This is a genomic window from Ekhidna sp., assembly GCF_965221965.1.
In the GTDB taxonomy this organism is placed as follows: Bacteria; Bacteroidota; Bacteroidia; order Cytophagales; family Cyclobacteriaceae; genus Ekhidna.
This window is the reverse complement of the sequence record NZ_OZ244926.1, coordinates 2,458,289-2,479,215: the sequence shown is the minus strand read 5'-3', so window position 1 is coordinate 2,479,215 and position 20,927 is coordinate 2,458,289. Positions and strand designations below refer to the sequence as shown.

Genomic DNA, 20,927 nt, shown 5'->3' with positions numbered 1-20,927 from the left:
TGAACGAAAAGATTATCAATTGATGATATTCTCTTTGTAATTTGATGCTGTATTTACCAAACTATCAGTATGAAATTGAAAGGAACTCTATTTCTAATAGGAAATCTATGTCTATTAATTTCTGTAATTGCTCAAAATAACCCGGCAGGAGTTGGTAGCAATAATATCATTTGGCTGGAAGCCAATGATCTATCAGGGCCCCTCTCAGATAATTTTACATGGTCTGACAAAACAGCAAATGGATTTGATGCTGTAGAAGTTGCTGGTGGAAGTGTTCCAACAATAGTAACTATTAGTGGAAATCAATATCTAAGATTTGCTGGTTCAGCTGGTGAACAGCTACTTATAGCTGATGATGATGCTACCACCAACCTTCTAGATGGAGCAAGTGAATTTTCAGTGATTGTCGTTTTTAACACTGGCTCAACTGATACAAGAGCTCTAATATCAAAAAGACTGAACTCAGGTGGAGGAAGTAGATCATGGACAATGTTCTACAACTCCGGGTTCAACATGTTTGGCTATGCCGGAGCTACTACTGTGGGAGGATCTGGAAATGTAGCTTCAGCAGGAAATCCATATATCGCTACAATGACAGTAGATGCATCCTTATCTGGTGGATCTGTTAAAATGTTTGTGAATACAGACTCTGAAGGGAGTACGGGTTCAAATGTATCAATCCCGGATCGAACAGAAGATATCCTGATTGGAGAATTCAACAATGGAGATGGAAGATATTTTGATGGTGATATTGCTGAGATAATTGTTTACAGAGACGCTCTAAATGGTGGTGAACGAATTGTATTAGAAAATTACCTTGCTGATAAATATGGTATTTCAATTTCAGCAGATTACTTCGGAAACTACGCCAATTACACGTCAACATACAACGATGATATGCGGGGAATTGGAACCGAAGATGGGAGTGAGATCCATGGGACCTCTGGCTTTAGTAGTGGGTTACAAATAGAGGCCACTAGTGGGCTTGATAATTCAGATGAATTCGTGCTATTTGCTCATGACAATGCAGTAGCTCATGCAGACAATTCTACAGCTAATACAGCAGACGTAGACATATTTAATCGATGGCAAAAAGATTATTTTGTTGAGGCTAGCCAAAGTGGCGTGATTGATGCTGCTTCCGTGGAAACGACATTTAGATTCGATTTTGGTGATGCAGGTCTTACACGAACTGGAAGCGTTACAGATTATGTATTGCTTTACCGATCTACCTCCACGGGTGAATTTTCACGTGTTTTTGCAAACAGCTATGCTTTTGAAAATGGTGATCAGGTTGCCGTATCAGTTCCTGCCAGTAGATTGCGCTCTGGGTATTACACATTAGGAAGAGGAAATCAAATAACCAGTCGCACGTGGTACGTATTACAAAATGGTAACTGGTCAAATCCAAATACGTGGACATTGGATGCTGGTTCGGCCCCTATCCCAAACAACCCATTGAATGAGACCCCAGGAAATGAGGATGAGGTGGTTATTCGCAATGGAAAGACAGTTACCATTCAATCCACTACCAATAATTTAAGTTTATCAAGTATTACGATTGATGGAATACTTAACCTTACTACCTCGTCAAGTCATGACTTTAGCATAATAAATGGCCAGGGCACGATAAGAATGAGCGGAAACGGTGGTGTAAGCAACTTCCCTGATGGAGTTACTACCACTTCAGATGGGTTTGGCAACCCTGCAAACGGAGGGCTATTGATTGTAGAAGACGCGTTGGAGTTTGATCAAAGCGAGACATTTAAGGACGTTAGAATACTAACTGATGCGGCTACAGATATTGTTGCACTAGGCGCCAATTTGACTATCAATGGAGATTTTAATGTCAGGTTTGGTACGCTCCAATTTGGGGACGGAACCACCGCAAACCGTGCTTTCACAGTTATTGGAGATTTTTCTGTCGAGAACAATGGGGGCTCACAAGACGGACGGGTGAGCACTGCTGTTGCGAGTAATACGAGGCATGAATTCAACCTGTATGGTGATTTCCTCAATGAAGGAACCGCTCAATTCTCTGACCGAACCACTCCTACATATGGAAGTGAATCGACCAATGGTGTAGTAGATCTCAACTTGATTTCCACCACTCAGAGTCAGCGAGTAGATTGTAATGGATTAACTTATTTCTATCGTATAGAAATTGATAAAGGGTCAACGGATTTTGTTGCTGATATTCAGGCTGATGATCCTGGAAATTTCATCTTAACAGGTTTTGCTAATGATAATGTGGATGGTGATGTGGATGATCCATCAGATAATGACAATGCTTTTGCGTTAATTACTGGTTCTGCCAGTATCGGAACCAACGTAAGTATTAGATTGAACACTACTGGCAACTACTCTATTGGGACTGGAGCTAAACTCATCGTAAATGGCGGGGAGGTTACAAAAACAGGAGGAGCAGCTATCACTCCATATGGGACAATTGAGGTTGCTGCTGGTATTTTAGAAGTACCTTCAGGAAGTGGTATTACTACCAGAGATGCAGGTCAGATTATTGTATCCGGTGGTGAGGTATGGGCTTCACAAATACGTACTTCCATTCAAGGATCCATAGCGCAAGGAGGGTTCCAACAAACAGGAGGAACAGTGAATGTTTGGGACTATTCTGCCGCGGAGAGCCCTATCCTGGGTCTGGCCGCAGGCTCACCAAATGGCACGTATGCGCGTTTCTGTCTTACTTATGAGGGAAACTCCTTCATAATGACCGGAGGAACCTTGAATGTTAAAGACGATACTGGTGTAGGCTTGATCTTTATTAATTCTGATGCATCGAACATTAACGTATCTGGCGGACAAGTGAATGCATACTCTAGTACTACCGGTAATTCCATCATTGCTTCGAGGGCTCCTTTCTGGAATTTAAATATCATAAATGAAGACCCAGGAACTGGAGGGAGAATTAGTTCGGAAACTGCAACTTGTGGTTCCGGTGGTGCAGATGATCGCACAATTACTGATCCGGATTTGAAAGTTCTAAATGATCTTACTATTGAAACCAGTACCACAAGAACCTCGGGTTCAAACACCTATGGTGCATATTTGGATTTGTGTCCATTAAATAACTGTGTGAACCTGGAAGTGGGTGGTGATTTGATGATCGAGGATAGCGGAGTGCTGGATGTCTGGGCATGGGACGGGAGTGATAATGACGGTAGTGCTACTGTTACAATGAATGGAGATGAGAACTCCATGCTTTATGTGGGGGATATAACGACCTACACGAATGCATTGGTTGAATTCGAATACCCTGGCGCTGGACCATGGCCATCTGGATTTGGAAGCGGGGATGAGACATATGGTATATATACGCTACCGTTCTACAATTGGGTCATAGATAAAGATGACGCTATACTTTATCTGGCAGCTAAATTACCAAGTAAAGGAGATGGTAGTCCAGGTGGGACCGCAAGTCTTTATAAAACGTCCAATGGTGGTAAGAATTTAAGTAGATATGCTCAAAGGCTGATTGTAGTAACCAATGAATTCCAGCTCCTCAATGGTACACTGAATCAGGTAGATCCTTTAAGCACATTGCAATTGACAGAAGGGGATGGAACTGAATTTGGTACCGTGGGCGATCCGGTAGCTTATGGTATGTACTTATTGGGTACCATCACAAATCAGGGAAATTGCTTTGTTTATGAAGATGGAGTTACGAGAAAAGAAGGAACCGTAAACATCCGGGCGAGCAACAATGTGACGATTTCCTCAACCGATGGAGCCACTTTTGGGAACCTTGAAATTAACAACGCAGGCTTTGAAATAACACTCACAAGCGACTTAGAAGTAGGTCGGCTTCAATATGCAGCAGGAATCATTGACATTGGAACCCACAATTTAAAAGTGGATGTATTCGAGTTTCTTGACTTGTCGTCTAGTGGTTTTATACCAGAGGTAGGAGGCCAGGGAGTTTACTCTACGGCTGATTATATTCGAATGGCGGGCAATGTATCTGATGGTGGCCTTTCCATTAAACTTCCAAGATCACTAACCCTGTACGAAAGCAGTACACCATCATTTCCCGATGCGAATTATACAGAAGAATACAACATAGTAGATCGCGCGAGCTATTACGTAGATGGCCAGGTTTACAATACGCCTGATAGACTGTGGTTTCCGATTGGAACAGATGCGAATGCAGTTGAAAGATATACTCCTGCAGTTATGCATGTGGTTGATGATGCCAGTGTGACTTATGACGGAGATGAATATGTGACTGTTAGAATTGCTGATAGTGAACTTCAAACTACCGATCTGGCTGGTGGTGATATATTATCCTATTACTGGAATGTAAGTATGGAGGGCTTTGATGGAGGGGTTCCGGATGTATCATGGATATTTCAGTATGATGACGCTGATGTAGATGCCGGAGATGAAACACTTTATGTTCCTGGAAAGGTTGAAGACGCTGGTAATTATTTAAGATATGATGATGGAACTGACCAGGCGGTTAAAGATGGTGGTGCTGCAGGAAATAACGGAAATATCGTGGGTACTGATCCAGCAAACATTATCATGTTCAATGGAGTGAATACGGATGCGGTTGGTGATGATGCAAATGATGAAATCGATACAGGGACAGGTGATGGTGTCTACAATCAAGGGAATGTTGATAATAATTGGACCACCCCATGGCCGGGTGCAGGTTTTCCGTTGGAGAATGCAAACTATACCGCGGGGGAAAGCACTCGATTTGATGGGGCGCCTACGATCTTCTATTCAAGAGAAAGTGGATCAAATGCAGATTGGGATGAGGGTGCATCCTGGAATAGCGAAGTTGAAATTGCAGCTGACCCTGTTGGAAGCCCTGGGGTAACAGATGAATATGATTCGGGTGTGGATCAAATTGCAGGAAATACAGAAGGTGTCGACTACCCAGGACCCGGTGATATTGCTTTGCTGGGAGTTAATCCTGATAATGGTACGCCACATAGTATCAGAATTGAGCGAGGAATAACGGCCAGTGCAGCTGAGTTTAGATTCGTTATCAATGCGACAATCACACAAGCCGGAAGAGGAGGGTATGCATTCCTTCCTGAATTAACGCTCAATAGCGATGGAGGTATTCCTACAATTGCACTTTCACAAATAAAAGGAGTAGGAGTAATTACCGATCGAAATAATACAGATCCTGATCTATCCAGTGTTGATTTAGGCGATTACATAGATGAGAGCGAATCTTTTTATTTGTTAGAAAATTTTGACCCAACTTTTACATATCAGAATATCCCGAGTAGATTTCCTAACCTAATCGTTACCTCAGATGGCTTTGGAAACAACGATAGGACGACTGTCATAGGAGCTGATATTGAAGTAGAAGGTGATCTAATTGTTGCTGGAGACGCAAATCTTGAATTGAATGATGATATAGGTAATCCGAATGATGGAGATATCATTGTAAATGGAGATTTTTTAGTTACAGCTTCGTATGAGGTATTCCCAGGAACTGACATAGGCACAGTAAATGAACGACCTGAATTAATATTCCCTGGTTCAACGTCCGGTGTGATTCCTTCAAGAACCATAGAAGTTGGTGGAGACCTGATATTGAATTTTGGTGAAGCAAGAGCCTATATTGCAAATAGCGGTTCAAATGATGTAAATCATACACTGATCATTCATGGAAATCTCGCAGATAGCAGTGTGGTTGATAATAGTGGATTCGATTTTTATGAGAATACGGATCGTGTGAATCTGGTCTTTGAAGGAACTTCATCTTCTGCATTTACAAGAGGGAATACCAATGCGGGATCAGTTCCTGACTTATACAGTATACAATTAAACAAGGTTGATACCACCACCAAGTTCACGATTAATACTGAATTTACGATCCCTCTACCTGCTACAATTAGTCAGCAACCCATTGAAATTGTAAATGGGCTTTTGGTATTGGATAATGCAGCAATAGATGTGACCTTAACAGACGAGACAAGGGGCAACTTCTTACTCCCGAATACCTTAAATTCTGATGCCTCTTCTGGATCGGGCGGGCTCGAAATTGCCAATGGAATTGTTCGATTGGGTGGTGATGATACCGGGATCATTTTAGATGGACTACTTAGAATTTCAGGAGGTACCTTAGATATGAGTGATGACTCTGGAGACAATGGAAACAACTTTATTCAATATGGTTCATCCGACGAAGCAGTTATTGAGGTAACGGCTGGGTCACTATTGGTCGGTTCACAAGTTCGAAGAGCACTCACAAGCATGACAGGTCTTTTGAATTATTCACAGACCGGAGGTATTGCTCAGTTTGGTATTACTGCAGCTCCGGAAAATACACGAGGAGTTTTTGAGCTGTTGGGATCCGGAAGTGAATTTACCCACACTGGGGGAGAGTTTACCGTGGTTAGAGAAAATGGATCCGCTACCGTTGGTTCCTTGATTATCAAACCAAATGGTGGTGATATAGATGTATCAGGCTCCATAATTACGATTGGAAGTGCTGACACCCCTGCCAATCAGGATGATATTGGCATAGATGCTAATGTTCCGCTCGGTAATGTTTTGGTAACAGGAAACAATAACCTAGCAGCTAAAATCTATAATGTTCAATTGGGACTGGGAGATCTTACCATTCAAGCCGGAGGGACATTTGATGCCAATGGATTTGACCTCACCATCAATGGAGACTTTGCGAATGATGGAACATATTCAAGCGGAGGAACGGACATCAATCAACAAACAACTTCTTTTCCAACTGTAAGCCCACAAGCAATTTCGGGTACTGGAACTACAAACTTCTTTAACCTGGAGAAAGATGGAACTGATGTTCTAACAGTAGGTAAGGATCTTACAATCGACAATGATTTGACCATTTTAGATGGTACAGTTAGCACAGGAACCTCTGCTGTGAATGTCAAAGGAGATATGCAACATGATGCTATTCATGTAAGCGACCCTACAGGTCCAGGGATAGTGTTCAATGGCTCAGACTTACAAAATCTCGATACTTCAACAGGAACAGCTGAGTTTGGAGTACTTACATTGGATAATTCAAATGGCCTTGAGATACCAGGAGATGGAAGAATATTTGAAGTCAATAATAAAGTTGTCCTTAGTTCCGGAGTTTTCAATATAGGAGGCAATCTTTTGATCATGGATGAAGATGCTGTATTTGAGAACGGAGTAGGGGGCCAAGCAAGAGTTGATTTCAATGTGAATAGCATGATATCAGTTAATGCCAGTATTACTGATAATGGAGTAAGGAAAATCTTTACAGATGATTTCAGCGGTACTTATTTATATCCTGTTGGGTTAAATTATTACACACCTGCTGAAGTAAATATTACAGACTTAACTGGTTCTATTGGTGATGACAATCAAATCACGATTAAACCAATCGAGGATATCGCCGGAGGAATTCCGGATGATGCAGATGAAGTGTGCGATAGCTTTACTCAAGACTATGTGGACGTAGATAATATTTTACAGTTTTACTGGTCAATCAGATCAGAAAACATTGAAGATTTTGATGGGTCGATTTTTCTTTACCACGTAGATGAGTTGGAAGCTTTTGATAACACGGAATCACTTGATCTTACAAACTACGCGCCAGCCAGATTGCTGAATGCAAGTTCGTCATGGGATAAGGGGTATGGAGCTGATCAGTTTGATGAAACGAATAATGTGATAGAGTTTAGGCTGATTGGTGGTGGCGATTATACCGGCTTCACCAGTACTGATATAGCCGGAACATATACCGCTGGAATTTATGTTGAGTCCGAATCCAATACGCCACTTTGTGGTGGTGCAATTCCAGATGTAGTGCCTGAGTACGTTACTCTGTCTACGTCTTCATCAGGTGATGTGGATCAAGGTGGTTCATTTGTCGGTGGTGTTCCACCTTCATTAGGTGAGTCTCCCGATTTAAGAGTTGCAGGTGACTTTACGTTGAATCTTACAAGCGCAATTTGGCGCTTTAGAAAAGTGACCATCGAGACAGGTGCGACGCTTACTGTTTCAGGAGCAGGAGTAAACCTTGGAACGGTTGAAGGAGATGGAACACTCAAGTTAATTAACACGAATGCCTTGCCCGCAGGAGATTATGCTTCATTTGAAGCTGATGCCGGATGTACGACAGGAGGAGGATTTGAAATGGAGGTGATAACTGGAAATAGTGTTGATCTGACACTTCCGTTTTCAAGACTAAGAAGATTGATCTTATCTGGTGATGGGGAAAAGGTGATTACCAATGGCACGACTTTAAACATTTGCGAAAATCTGGAAATTTTAAATGATGGAACACTAACAATGGGTGATAATACTACCTTAAATGTCCGAGGCAATATTATTAAAGCTGCTACAGCCACATTTGATGGGGATTTTAGTGATGCAAGAATTGTAATGGAGGGTAGTTCCATTCAACAAATCGATGGTGATTTTACTGGTCTGGAAGCAATCATGTCACTCGAGGTGGATAATGCAGCTGGTCTAACTGTATTGAATGGGTCTGATGATAATGTGGATATTGAAGACCTTATCATGACAAATGGTAAAATATTTACTGATGACAATAATTCCTTAATTATTCTTAGTACTGGAAGTGTCACAGGTAATTTTAGTAATACCACATTTGTTGATGGACCGCTGGTGAGAAGATTGGAAACCTCTACTGATCGACAATTCTTCCCGGTAGGAGATGGGACGGTTTATTTGCCTTTTGAAGTAAGCAATACCCAAGGCTATGTAGGCACGAAAGACTGGACGGTCAGGTATCACGATGCAGACCCGGGATCTAATACAATTATGACTGGTGAAAATGCAACCTATGACTTTTCCACGTGGGGTGGAGAATCCAACTCAGTCAACTCGACTCTTTACAGAGAAGATCTCTTTGAGGTTGAAGTTTCCTCTCCAGCGACTGCAGATGTTAGACCGTATTGGGATAGTGATTCCAATGTTGGAGCAGATGCTAATTCATGGCAGTACCTAAGAGTAATGGTATGGGATGCGGTTGACGGAACCTGGGAAAGCTATGGAAATGCCAATGCTAATTACAGTGGTATGACAGCAAGTAATGGTTCTGTTGTTTCAGATACAGATCTTTCTTTCAGTACAAACTTTGTGACACTAGGATTCAATGAACCGGTTCCACTCCCCGTGGAGTTGCTGATGTTTAGTGGAAAAATTGAAGACAGCAAAACCAAACTTACCTGGCAAACAGCCACCGAAGTGAATAATGATTACTTTGAAGTTCAACATTCTACGAATGGTGATGATTTTAAAACGGTAGGTACGGTTCAGGGTAATGGCAATTCGAATGAGGTGATTACATATAATTTCATTCATCCTTCTCCGGAGGTAGGTTTGAATTACTACCGATTGAAGCAAGTGGATTTTGATGGTTCTGTCGAGTTTCATGAAATCATTCAGCTTGAAAATAGTGCAGGCCGGATTGTTAATGGAATGGAGGTTTCAACCTATCCAAATCCAACTGATCCGAGTAATCTAAATCTTAGGGTTTTGAGTGGGGATAATAAGTCCAGCATAAGTGTGAGAGTGATGAATTTATCCGGACAACTATTTATTGAGGAGGAATTTAAAGGAACTTTGATGCTAGATGAAAAGCTGGCACCATCACGAAGAATGATCCCTGGAATCTATTTTATGGTTGTGCAGCAAGGGAAAGAAACTCAAAAGCACAAGATTATTATCAGGTAGAGTCAAAACTGATTCACGAAATTAACGATGCAGCAGGCCACAAAGCCTGCTGTTTCTGTTCTCAAGGTATTGTGACCAAGAGATACCGGCTTAAAACCTGATTGTGTTGCTGCCGTCACCTCATCTTTTGAAAAATCCCCTTCCGGACCGATAAGCATGGCTACTGAGCTATTTTTTGTTAGATGATCTTGAATATAGTTATGTGACTTATCAACGTGTGCAATCAACTTACATTCATTTTGGCAACCATTGATGAATGTTTTGAAATCGGTTAGTTCATTGAGCCTCAATAAAAAGGGATTACCTGATTGCTTCATTGCACTAATGGCTTTTTTCTCTAATCGATCCATTCTGAGTTTTTTCCGCTCGCTATGTTTAGTCTGGATAAAAGTCACCTCATCAGCACCTATCTCACAGAGCTTTTCAATGAGCCACTCCATTCGGTCCATATTTTTGGTAGGCGCAATAGCAAGGTGAATACTGAAGTTCTTTCCTGGAGATTCCTCAGTCGAGGTTATTTCAAACTCACACGCCTTTTTAGAAATGCTTGTCAGAACCGCATGATGTTTAGCTCCATTTCCATCGAAGATTAAAATTTCATCACCGACCTGATGCCTTAATACCTGAGCACAATGCTTGGATTCATCTTCTGAAAGCCTATTGACACCTTTTTTTATACCTTTTTCGTAAAAAATGGTCATATGAGTTAAAATTTATTCCTTTTGAATCAATTTTTATGAAAATTGATCATTTTTTGGTGCAAAAATGAACGACAAGATTATCTTTTTGCAAAAATCACTTACTTTTGAGCATCAAAATTGATACCTGAAAATATAAACCATGGCAATTTTACGACACCAAGCACTCAATTTAGTGCAAACCAGAAAGAAGGTAGATGTAAAAGCTCCTTCGAAACGCATCTCTGATTATTTTGGAGAAATGGCCTTTACAAAGGCTCAAATGCAGACGACCCTATCGCCTGAAGTGTATAGTCGAGTGACAGACTGTATAAAAAATCGCAAAAAAATTGATATCGAAACGGCTGATGCTGTAGCGGCAGCAGTGAAAAACTGGGCACTGGAACGAGGTGTTACACACTATACGCACTGGTTTCAGCCTCTTACTGGTGCGACAGCTGAAAAGCATGATTCTTTCTTTGATCCGAGTAAGGGAATTGAGAATTTCAAAGCTGAAGCATTGGTACAGCAAGAGCCTGACGCTTCGTCTTTCCCGAACGGTGGGATAAGAAGCACCTTTGAAGCAAGGGGTTATACAGCATGGGACCCATCCTCTCCAATTTTCATCTACGGAAAGACACTTTGTATCCCGACCATCTTTGTTGCTTATACAGGAGAGGCGTTGGATCACAAAGCTCCACTTTTAAAAGCCTTAGAAGCTGTGGATAAGGCTGCTGTAAAAGTGTGCAGAATGTTCGATCGGAATGTATCTAAAGTAAATGCTTCATTAGGATGGGAACAGGAATATTTTGTGGTGGATAAAGCACTTTATAATGCCCGTCCAGATTTGGTTATGGGTGGTCGCACTTTGTACGGTCACAATCCAGCTCGGGGACAGCAACTGGATGATCACTACTTTGGATCAATCCCAACGAGAATTTACGATTTCATGAAAGATTATGAGATCGAAGCGCATAAGCTGGGTATCCCATTAATGACCAGGCACAATGAAGTTGCACCGGCTCAATATGAAGCTGCACCTATGTATGGCCATGTAAATGAAGCTACTGACCAAAATCAGCTTTTGAAAGACGTAATGGAAAAGGTAGCTAACAAGCATGATTTACGTGTCTTGTTTCATGAAAAGCCTTTTGCTGAACTGAATGGCAGTGGTAAGCATAATAACTGGTCATTGGTAACAGACACAGGGGTTAATCTTTTTCAGCCAAGCTCGAGTGCGAAGGATAACCTGTTGTTCTTAACTTTTTTTGTTACCACCATTAAAGCGGTGCATGAATATGCAGACTTGCTCAGGTCAAGCATCGCTTCTGCAGGAAATGATTATCGACTGGGTGCAAATGAAGCACCTCCGGCCATCATTTCAGTTTTCATCGGCTCTACCTTGACAAAGGTGCTGGACAAGCTGGAAAAGTCGGGAGACATCTTGGTGGAGAAAGGAGAAAACCTCTATATGAAGCTAGGTATAGACCAGATTCCATCCATTATTCTTGATAATACGGATAGAAACAGAACATCTCCCTTTGCCTTTACAGGAAACAAGTTTGAGTTCCGTGCGGTAGGTTCTGATGCAAACGTTTCAGATCCAATGATGGTGTTAAATACAATCATGGCTGAGCAGCTTACCGATTTTTACAAAAAGGTAAATAAGCTGATTGATGGAGGAAGAGAGAAACGTCTTGCCATTATTGATGTGCTTCGAGAGTATATTAAAGAATCCAAGCCGATTCGATTTGAAGGAGATGGATACTCTGAAGAGTGGGTCAAGGAAGCACTAAAACGCAAACTATCGAATGAAAGAGAAACCCCAAGGGCACTCGATTTTTCCGTGACGGACAAGGCTATTAAACTTTATGAGAAGCATAAAGTGATGAACAAAGTTGAAATCGAGGCTCGTCATGAGATCAGATTGGAAAACTACATCATGAAAGTGCAGATTGAATCCAGAATGATGGCGGATATCGCTAGCAACATGATTATTCCTACTGCGACAAAATACCAGACGAAGTTGATAGAGAATGCGAAAGGGTTGAAAGATCTGGGATTAGATGCGACCGAAATCAAAAAAACCATCGAACAGGTTTCAACACATATCAACAACGTGAAAAGACTTTCTCATGAGATGACAGAGGAACGGAAACGAGTCAATAAGATTGAGGATATCCGTGAGATGGCCATAGAATACTGTGATAGTGTAAAGGGTAAATATTTTGAACCCCTTAGATATGCAGTGGATAAGTTAGAATTGTTAGTGGACGATGAAGACTGGCCACTGCCTAAATATAGAGAATTGTTGTTTTTGCGGTAATTATCCAAGGTTAGTAATTAAAGTCCCGGCCAATCACCGGGACTTTTTTTATTATTCATATTTCAGATTTTCTGAGGGATTTACCGTGGCTGCTTTGTAAGCCTGAAAACCAGTTGTGAGCATGACAAAGACGGTTACAATAAGTAACACAACGACGAAAAGCATCAAGTTGATCTCTGTATGATATTCGAAATCCCCAAGCCAATTATTCATGATTTCATACCCAATAATGAATGCTGGTAAGGCACCCACTAACACCAGCCAGATAAAATCCTTAACCAGGAGCATAACCAATCCTTTGACATCAGCACCAAGTACTTTCCGCACACTGATTTCCTTGGTTCGTTGCTCTGCGGTGAATGAAGCCAGTCCGAGCAAACCTAATCCGGAAATGATGATCATCATTAAAGCAAAGCCCAAGAACAATTGACCTCTTAACTGGTCGCTTTCGTAATCTTGCATAAAATTCTGATCCAGGAATTGATACTCGAAAGGCATGTTTGGGAATAGTCGTTCCCAGGTCCCTTCAATGTGATTCAGCCCCTCATCAATGTTACCACTTATTTTCACCATTGCCTGGCGGTTATTTAGGTTTGGAAAGATCATGAAAGATTCAATCGGGTTATAAAGCGATCGGTGATGGAAGTCTTTCATCACACCTATAACTTTATGAAATACTGTACTATCCTGATCAAATTGAAATCGCTTTCCGATCGGATTGTCCCATCCCATACGCTCAACCATTGATTCATTCACAAGTACAGCAGTAGCGGTATCGCTAGTAAACTCACGGGAAAAATTTCGTCCGGCGACCATTTCAATACCTAGCACATCCACATAATCATAATCAACTCCGAACCAATCCACGCCATAGGTTTCCATAACACCGTCATTGGTTTCTACTGACATTACGTTTTTCCCGAACCCATTTCCAGGCACTACCATGGAGGTGGACGCATTGGCGATATTGGGGTTTTTAAGTAACTCCGTTCTTAGGGTTTCCCATCGCTCACTAGAATTTCTATTCAGAGTGAAATTGACTACCTGATCTTTGTCAAAACCTAAATCCGCGTTTCTAACATACTGCATTTGCTGATAGATAACCAGTGTGCCAATCAGCATGAAAATGGAGATGGAAAATTGAATTCCGACCAAAACACGTCTTAGCCAAACATTGCCTGTTCGCTTACTTCCAGATCCACCTTTGATCGCTTTAATTGGACTGAATCCGGAAAGATAAAAAGCAGGGTAAGATCCACTGATCAGACCTGTAAATAATAAAATTCCAATCAAAGTAAGGATGATCTCATTCGACACCAAGTCACTCAAGAGCAACGAAGTGCCCAATTGATCATTGATCACAGGAACAGCAATTAGCAAAAGCAAAATGCTGATGAACATAGAGACCAACGCAATCAGAATCGACTCCACAATAAACTGACGAATCAATGCCCCACGCACTGCTCCCATCACTTTCCTTATTCCGACCTCTAATGACCTGCGCATGGATCGGGCAGTTGCCAAATTCATATAGTTGATGCAGGCAATAAGGACAAGAAAAATTGCCACCGCAAGGAAGATGTAGATATAGTCGATGTTCCCCAGAGCTGAGGGCTCTCCTTCAAAGTCCGAATAGAGGTGAATATCCTGAATATTGATTACTTCGTACTTGACTTTAATGTCGAATTGGTCAAAAACTGTTGCTACATATTTTGGGATAATCTCCTCATTCAGCCGCTGTTCAACATAAGCCGGATCGACTCCATCATTTAGAACGACATAGGTGTAAAGACCAAAACCACCCCAGCTTTGTGAGTTGGCATATTGCTCGTTTGTACTAAAGGAGGACAGAGCGTCTGGTCGCATATGTGAGGTAATAGGCATGTCTTCGTATACACCTGTAACCTTGTATGAAAATCGTTCGGTCTCCAGTAGCTGTCCCATGGCGTTTTCTCCTTTAAAAACCCTTTCTGCCAGTGTTTTGCTTAGCACGATGCTGTTTGGTGCTGCAAGAGCAGTTTCAGGATCTCCCTGAATGAAATCAACTTTGAAAACATCAAATACGGTAGAGTCGACCAGATACCAATTTTCTGCTTCGTAGTTACGGTCGTCAAACCGAAAACGCGTATTTCCACCTCCTGCGAAGCGGGTGAATTGCGTGATCTCCTGGAATTCATCATTGACTGTTTTACCAAGGGGAGGTTGAGTTACAGCCCATCGAAAAGCATTGTCCGGCTCGGTGATGTCTGATGAAATCCGATAAATATTTTCCGCATTGGGATGGTGCTTGTCATAGCTTGTTTCCTGGTTTAGGTATAAAACAATCAGTAATGCAGAAGCAATTCCGATGGTTAGTCCTAAAATATTAAGAAGCGCATAGCCGGGCTGGCGTTTGAGGTGACGAATAGCCACCAGAAAGTAGTTCTTGAGCATGGGTTTTTGAGTTTTGTGACAATAGTATGATACTCAGATTCCAATAGATAGTTTCACCGCTTGCCATAATTAAGACTTTTTAACAGATACTTTACTTTTGCAGCTGATATGAAAACTGCAGAAATACATACCAAAAGAGGGGTCATGAAAATTGAGTTCTTCGAGGAAGACGCTCCGAATACCGTAAAAAACTTCATCGACCTGGCAAATGATGGGTATTACGATGGACTGACTTTTCATCGTGTTATCCCAAATTTTGTAATTCAGGGAGGGTGTCCGAAAGGTGATGGAACCGGAGGACCTGGTTATCAAATTGATTGTGAACTGGATGGGGACAATCAATATCACGACAGAGGTGTACTTTCCATGGCTCACGCCGGAAGAAATACCGGTGGTTCACAATTCTTCATTTGTCACAACCGGGATAATACAGCGCATCTGGATCGAAATCACACCGTTTTTGGAAAGGTGGTTGAAGGACTGGATGTAATCGATCAGATTAAGGAAGATGATGTGATGGAGAAGGTAGTTATAAACTAATCCGAAATAGTAAAAACAGAGGCTCACGATTGTGAGCCTTTTTTGTTTGTCTTCAAACAACTTTAACTTCATGGTGTTCTTCTATCAAACCAGAACACAATGAAAAAGACACTTACCATTCTCACTTTTTTTGCCGTTTCACTTTGTGCCTTGGCACAAGGCAGACCTGCTCCGGATCGAATTCCTACAAGTGATGGAGATCTGACTATCCAGCCAATTATCCATGGGACGTTGGTACTGTCATGGAACGATCAAACGATTTACGTAGATCCTTACGGTGGAGCCGAGCGATTTGAGGGACTGGAAGATCCTACATTGATCCTGATTACAGATATTCATGGTGATCATTTAAACCAGGAAACGCTGGATGCACTGGATACGAAAAGAGCGCAGTTTATTGCTCCTCAGGCTGTAAAGGATAAGTTACCAGATGAAATGAAAAGGAGAACGGCTGCATTGGAAAATGGCCAGTCGATCATTTTTGAAGACATGGAAATTCTCGCAATTCCGATGTACAACTTACCAGATACGACAGACTCAAGACATCCGAAGGGGAGAGGAAATGGTTATGTCTTAACGATTGGGGGAAAACGTATTTATATTTCCGGCGATACAGAGGACATCCCAGAAATGCGAAACCTGGAAAACATCGATGTGGCTTTTCTTTGCATGAACTTACCCTACACAATGGATGTAGATCAGGCGGCTAGTGCTGTAAATGAGTTTCAGCCAAAAATGGTCTACCCGTATCACTATCGTGGAAAAGGAGGATTGAGCGATGTAGCATACTTTCAATCACAGGTGAATGCTAAAAGCCCTGAGGTAGAGGTGCGATTGAGGAACTGGTATGGGGAGTGACGACCAACTATCATCTGTAAGCTGGGACTTTTTAAATATCTCTAAAAGTATCTTGTTCCATGAGCCTTTGCAAATAGCTCAGTAAGCTTATGAATGATAGTGTTTGTTACTGCCAGTTTGTTCAACTTTTCCATCTTTAAGAGTTAGATTTCTAAATTGCTCGTCAGTCAGAAGTTTGTCGACCTTTCCATCTTCTGATTTAATAAGGATTTTAGGTTTGCCGTCTCCCTCAATTGTGAAGGTTGTAGTTGAGCGACCATAAGGAATTTTGTATTCGATACCTTTGATGCCGAATAATTCTCCATCGTACTTAATAAAGTGATCAGTTAGAACCCAACATCCGATACCAAAATCATCGTCCATATTCTGATGAATTGGTTGGTTCTCTCTTGAAAAATCAGACATTAGACACTTGATCGATCCATCAGAATTGTAAAAACGATCTAGCTTCATCGTAATTTCCTTGTTCAAAAGATCTTTTTCTTGGAACTTTTGGATTGCTTCTGAAGTCCAAGCATAATTGAATTCACCTTGAGCAAACTCTGGTACTATCATAGTCATGTTAATTATGAAAGTTTTAATTCGACCTTTCTCATCAAGTTCAGTGGAAGGACGAATATTATATAGAGCAATCTCCTTATGAAGCGGGTTGACGGTACTACTTTCGGAGTACTTTTTTGCAGGTTTGGTATAGTCAGTGGCAGAGGCGAAAATTCCTCCTGAAATGTCTAAATCAGTCAATGCACCTTGAAGCTTCTGTAAATCAGGCCTTCCAACTTTTCTTTTGTCAATTGTGTAGTCCTTTGCTTCTATAACCTTTTGTTCATCAACGTTCAATCCGTCTACCTGGTAACTTGTATCACTATACTCACCCCGTAAGCGCTGGTCGTACTTCAGTTCTTGACCAGTTACGATCTTAAATGCTGCTGCAACAAGGAGTTCATACGCTTGTCCAGCTTTGTTCGGATAATATCCATAGAGTTCATGGAAGAGTTCGTCAATTGGAGATTTCTTAATGCTCATAAGCAGTATTGGCTTGCTAACGGTCGTTTAATCGAGTTCCATTTCTGTATTCTTCTTCAACAGTTCATAAATATCTGGTCGATTCTTTCTAACTACATCGTTCATAATGTTTTGGATGAATGGAGCTACAAAATATTCAGAGTTCTCAGGAGGTTCAAGCCCAAGATCCTTGTGATCCATATAATCACTTGATGTCATATAGTGAGCGTTCAAATAAAACAAATAAGCAAGGTGTTGGATTAAAATATCCCTTAGATCCGTAGAAAATCGATCTAAGAATTTTGTTCGTTCAGGAAGTGGAATCTCGTTATCGTTGATTAAAATATTGTGATAAAAATTATAGTGAGTATGATCGTTACATCTATCTCGGATTTTTTCATAGTTACCTTGTTTGTTAACGAGTTCAGTTACCGATTTAAGTTCAGGTGAGTTGCCAATATATTTCGAAATTTGACCAAATCGTGGCATTTTTTCTGTTCCTTTTCTCCAGTTCTCAATCTGTTCTACTACAAATGAATCAAGGCTGAACTCCTGCTTAAGGTAGATGTTGGTGTAAACGTTGATTACTGTTGAGTCATAAAATTTCCTAAGGAGCGCATATGAATCATTGATTCGTCCAAGCAATAGAATCGACCGAATTGATTCGAGAGTTCCTTGCATTGAAGAAAATACGTATGTGTCCATGTTAACAATTCCTGTTGTTCCCATAGTAACGAAACCCATAGTTGAGAATGACAAGCTGGAATAAAAGTCAGAGTATCTTTTAAGTTGTTCGAAAACGTGGTGAGCCTGATATTCCTTGTCAATTTCGAGGTTCATGAGATTGCGATGTGAAAGTGTTGGCGGTAACATCCAGATATAGTGCACTTTTATGCACTATATCCACCTTATGTCATGGGTTATTTGTTTTGTTCTACTTAATGTAGTGCCATTAAATTTAATCACAATTTCACACAATGATCAGCCAAACCGTCAAACATAAAGATGGATAGCTGCTCTCTCATATCAGAACCGGTCAGGCTTTCGATTTTTCGACCTTCAATTTCCACTACAGGGGTGAGTTCGCCCATGGTGCCAGTGGCAAATACTTCATCCGCATTGTAAAACTCGACCAGGCTCAGGTCTTTTTCATGACACGGAATGCCGTTAGCATACGCCAGATCAATCACGTGTCCCCGTGTGATGCCATGCAGGCAAGCGTTCGCATATGGGGTATAAATGATCCCCTCTTTTACCATGAACAAGTTGGTGTCATTCAATTCAGAGACAAATCCCCGGTCGTCCAGCATAATAGCGGCATCTACGCCGGCAACATTGGCTTGTATCTTCGCCAAAATGTTATTTAGCAAGTTGCTGTGATGGATTTTGGAGTCCAGAAACTGCGGACTATTTCTACGTTGCGTGGAAGTGATTACCCGAATACCGGATTCATTGTCATAGACCAGTGGTTTCCACTCTGCCAAAACGATCAGGCAGCTGCCCTTTTGATTCAGGCGAGGATCCATCCCGGAAGTGACTTTCTCCCCGCGACTCAGGGTGAGACGGATATGTACATCTTCATCCATTTTATTAGCTTCCAGGGTTTTTTTAATCGCCTTTTTCACAAAAGCTCGCTCGGGTACGTGATCAAAAGCAAGTGCCTTAGCTGACTCGTACATACGGTCGAGGTGCTTTTCCAGATGTAGGATGCCGTGTTTATATACGCGCAAACCCTCCCATACGGTATCGCCTCCCTGCACAGAGGAGTCAAAGACGGAAACCTTCGCTTCTTCTCTCGGGTAGAGTTTATCACCAACCCATATCTGGATGTTTTTATTTTTAGGATTGAATTTCTGTAGCATTGCTTTTTTTGTTTTGAAGGACTTAAAGTTAAAGGGTCATTTCCGGCCTTGAGCCCGAATCTTCTCCAAACTTTTGTAGTTTCTTATAGTACTGTAGTGATTCTTTATAAAGTTCTTCGCACTGCTGAGGCAAAGGCCTTTCACTGGTTTTTTGTTTGGCAAAACCACTCGAATTGTGCACATTCTTATACCAATATTTTGCCCACACACCATCCTCCGGAATGGCACCTTTTTCCCATGAAAGCATGCCCTCTTCAAATTTGATCCCTAATTCCTGACAAAGCTGGCTTAACCCTTTTTTTGGTTCTTTCAGGATATCGTTTGAGTCGATTACTATTGGGGTTTGTCCATTTTCAACAAGATAATCCAACAAATCAGCCTCGTGTTTCAAGCCAATGTCCTGGAGGGTAGGCTGGGTGATCACCTGTGCGAATGATGCTATGAGTTGTCTTGGATCGCGAATGAGTAAAACGGTTTTCATTTGGAGCAGATAACCCCAATCCAGCCCCTCATGATGATGTGCCATGTTCTTTAGAAAAACAATCTCGTATTCATTTTCCAATGCATTAATCTCATTTAGAATTTGATCAGCATTTGCTGACATGTTTTGGATCGTTTCCTCCCTTCCCGGATGATCAAGCCCGGTATGGATTAAGTAATGTGCGTAGAAGGGCTCATCCACTACTTTGATTTTTGAATGTTGAGCAAATGAATACATCAACGCAGTGGAAATGTTTCTGGGGCCGGAGATGAGGTTGATGATCATTGAATACCTTTTCCGATTACAATCTTATACCCATTCAAGTCTTCGATCACAAATTCTCTCATTTTATAATCTGTGTCGTTGATTGGCTCATAAATTTTAGCTCCGGATTTCACGTACTCATTGTAAACAGCATCAGTATCATGAACGAAAATATATAGCCGAGGGAGTCGCGTTTTCTCAATAGGGGTATCTGATTTGGTGAGGTGAATCCCTACTGCATCATCCCGTTTCAAAACAGCGTAGGAGGGAGGATCTTCCCAGAGAAACTCGATGGAGAAACCGAGCGTGTCCCGATAATATTCAGCGGTTTGTTTAATGTCGTTAACGGGTAGGATGATGGATGAATGAGAAAAGAGCTTCATCCGATAAAGATCATAAAAAAGCCCTATCCAATTTATGAATAGGGCTAAAAAGATTTTTTTCGAATTGACTTATGCCATTTGAGCTGTTAGCTTATCACTAAGTACATTTTTTGGTACAGCACCGATTTGTTTGTCTACGATCTCACCGTTTTTGAAAACGAGTAGGGTAGGGATCGAACGGATACCGAACTTAGCAGATACTTCGGGATTTGCATCCACGTCTACTTTGCCGATTACAGCCTTACCTTCGAAATCTCCTGCGAGCTCTTCCACTACAGGGCCAATCATTTTACATGGACCGCACCACTCTGCCCAGAAGTCAACCAACACCGGCTGATCTGAATTGATAATTTCTTCAAAGTTGCTATCCGTAATTTCTACTGCTTTTGCCATTGTCTTTATGTTGAT

General features: G+C 41.4%; 12 protein-coding genes. 4 read left to right on the top strand and 8 right to left on the bottom strand.

The window, feature by feature from the left end; genetic code table 11:
- Window positions 1–69 precede the first annotated feature (69 nt).
- Complete coding sequence (locus tag ACOQON_RS11720) at window positions 70–9,693, top strand: T9SS type A sorting domain-containing protein (protein ID WP_420575602.1); 9,624 nt, start codon at window positions 70–72, stop codon at window positions 9,691–9,693.
- A 2-nt stretch (window positions 9,694–9,695) separates the two neighbouring features.
- On the opposite strand, the gene ACOQON_RS11715 is transcribed toward ACOQON_RS11720, so the two are convergent.
- The gene (locus tag ACOQON_RS11715; RefSeq protein WP_420575601.1) at window positions 9,696–10,394 is read right to left on the bottom strand and encodes a 16S rRNA (uracil(1498)-N(3))-methyltransferase; all 699 of its coding nucleotides are present in this window, start codon (window positions 10,392–10,394) and stop codon (window positions 9,696–9,698) included.
- Window positions 10,395–10,533: 139 nt separating this feature from the next.
- On the opposite strand from ACOQON_RS11715, the gene ACOQON_RS11710 reads away from it, so the two are divergent.
- Window positions 10,534–12,696 (top strand): glutamine synthetase III, encoded by a 2,163-nt coding sequence (locus ACOQON_RS11710; RefSeq protein ID WP_420575600.1) that lies wholly within the window; start codon window positions 10,534–10,536, stop codon window positions 12,694–12,696.
- A 51-nt stretch (window positions 12,697–12,747) separates the two neighbouring features.
- Here the strand turns inward: ACOQON_RS11710 and ACOQON_RS11705 are convergent, their stop codons facing one another.
- A complete protein-coding gene (locus tag ACOQON_RS11705) occupies window positions 12,748–15,129 on the bottom strand; it encodes an ABC transporter permease (protein ID WP_420575599.1) in 2,382 nt (793 codons plus the stop codon).
- 108 nt (window positions 15,130–15,237) lie between these two features.
- Here ACOQON_RS11705 and ACOQON_RS11700 point away from each other — a divergent pair, with 108 nt between their 5' ends.
- Window positions 15,238–15,669, top strand: coding sequence for a peptidylprolyl isomerase (locus ACOQON_RS11700; RefSeq protein ID WP_420575598.1), 432 nt, complete (start codon window positions 15,238–15,240; stop codon window positions 15,667–15,669).
- Between the two features lie 99 nt (window positions 15,670–15,768).
- Entirely contained in the window at window positions 15,769–16,527 is a 759-nt protein-coding gene (locus tag ACOQON_RS11695; RefSeq protein ID WP_420575597.1) for an MBL fold metallo-hydrolase, read from the top strand.
- Between the two features lie 87 nt (window positions 16,528–16,614).
- Here the strand turns inward: ACOQON_RS11695 and ACOQON_RS11690 are convergent, their stop codons facing one another.
- The 6 genes from ACOQON_RS11690 to trxA all read right to left on the bottom strand — a co-directional run bounded on the left by ACOQON_RS11690 (window position 16,615) and on the right by trxA (window position 20,912).
- On the bottom strand, window positions 16,615–17,550 hold the full coding sequence (locus ACOQON_RS11690; protein ID WP_420575596.1) for a restriction endonuclease: 936 nt from the start codon (window positions 17,548–17,550) through the stop codon (window positions 16,615–16,617).
- Between the two features lie 27 nt (window positions 17,551–17,577).
- Entirely contained in the window at window positions 17,578–18,369 is a 792-nt protein-coding gene (locus ACOQON_RS11685; RefSeq protein WP_420575595.1) for a hypothetical protein, read from the bottom strand.
- Window positions 18,370–18,491: 122 nt separating this feature from the next.
- On the bottom strand, window positions 18,492–19,391 hold the full coding sequence (locus ACOQON_RS11680; RefSeq protein WP_420575594.1) for an aminotransferase class IV: 900 nt from the start codon (window positions 19,389–19,391) through the stop codon (window positions 18,492–18,494).
- 28 nt (window positions 19,392–19,419) lie between these two features.
- On the bottom strand, window positions 19,420–20,157 hold the full coding sequence (locus ACOQON_RS11675) for a sulfotransferase family protein (RefSeq protein ID WP_420575593.1): 738 nt from the start codon (window positions 20,155–20,157) through the stop codon (window positions 19,420–19,422).
- Window positions 20,154–20,519: a VOC family protein gene (locus ACOQON_RS11670; RefSeq protein ID WP_420575592.1), complete on the bottom strand. Its 366-nt coding sequence runs from the start codon at window positions 20,517–20,519 to the stop codon at window positions 20,154–20,156. Before ACOQON_RS11670 ends, ACOQON_RS11675 begins: the two co-directional genes overlap by 4 nt.
- A gap of 69 nt (window positions 20,520–20,588) precedes the next feature.
- Window positions 20,589–20,912: a thioredoxin gene (gene trxA, locus ACOQON_RS11665; protein ID WP_420575591.1), complete on the bottom strand. Its 324-nt coding sequence runs from the start codon at window positions 20,910–20,912 to the stop codon at window positions 20,589–20,591.
- Window positions 20,913–20,927: the final 15 nt, after the last annotated feature.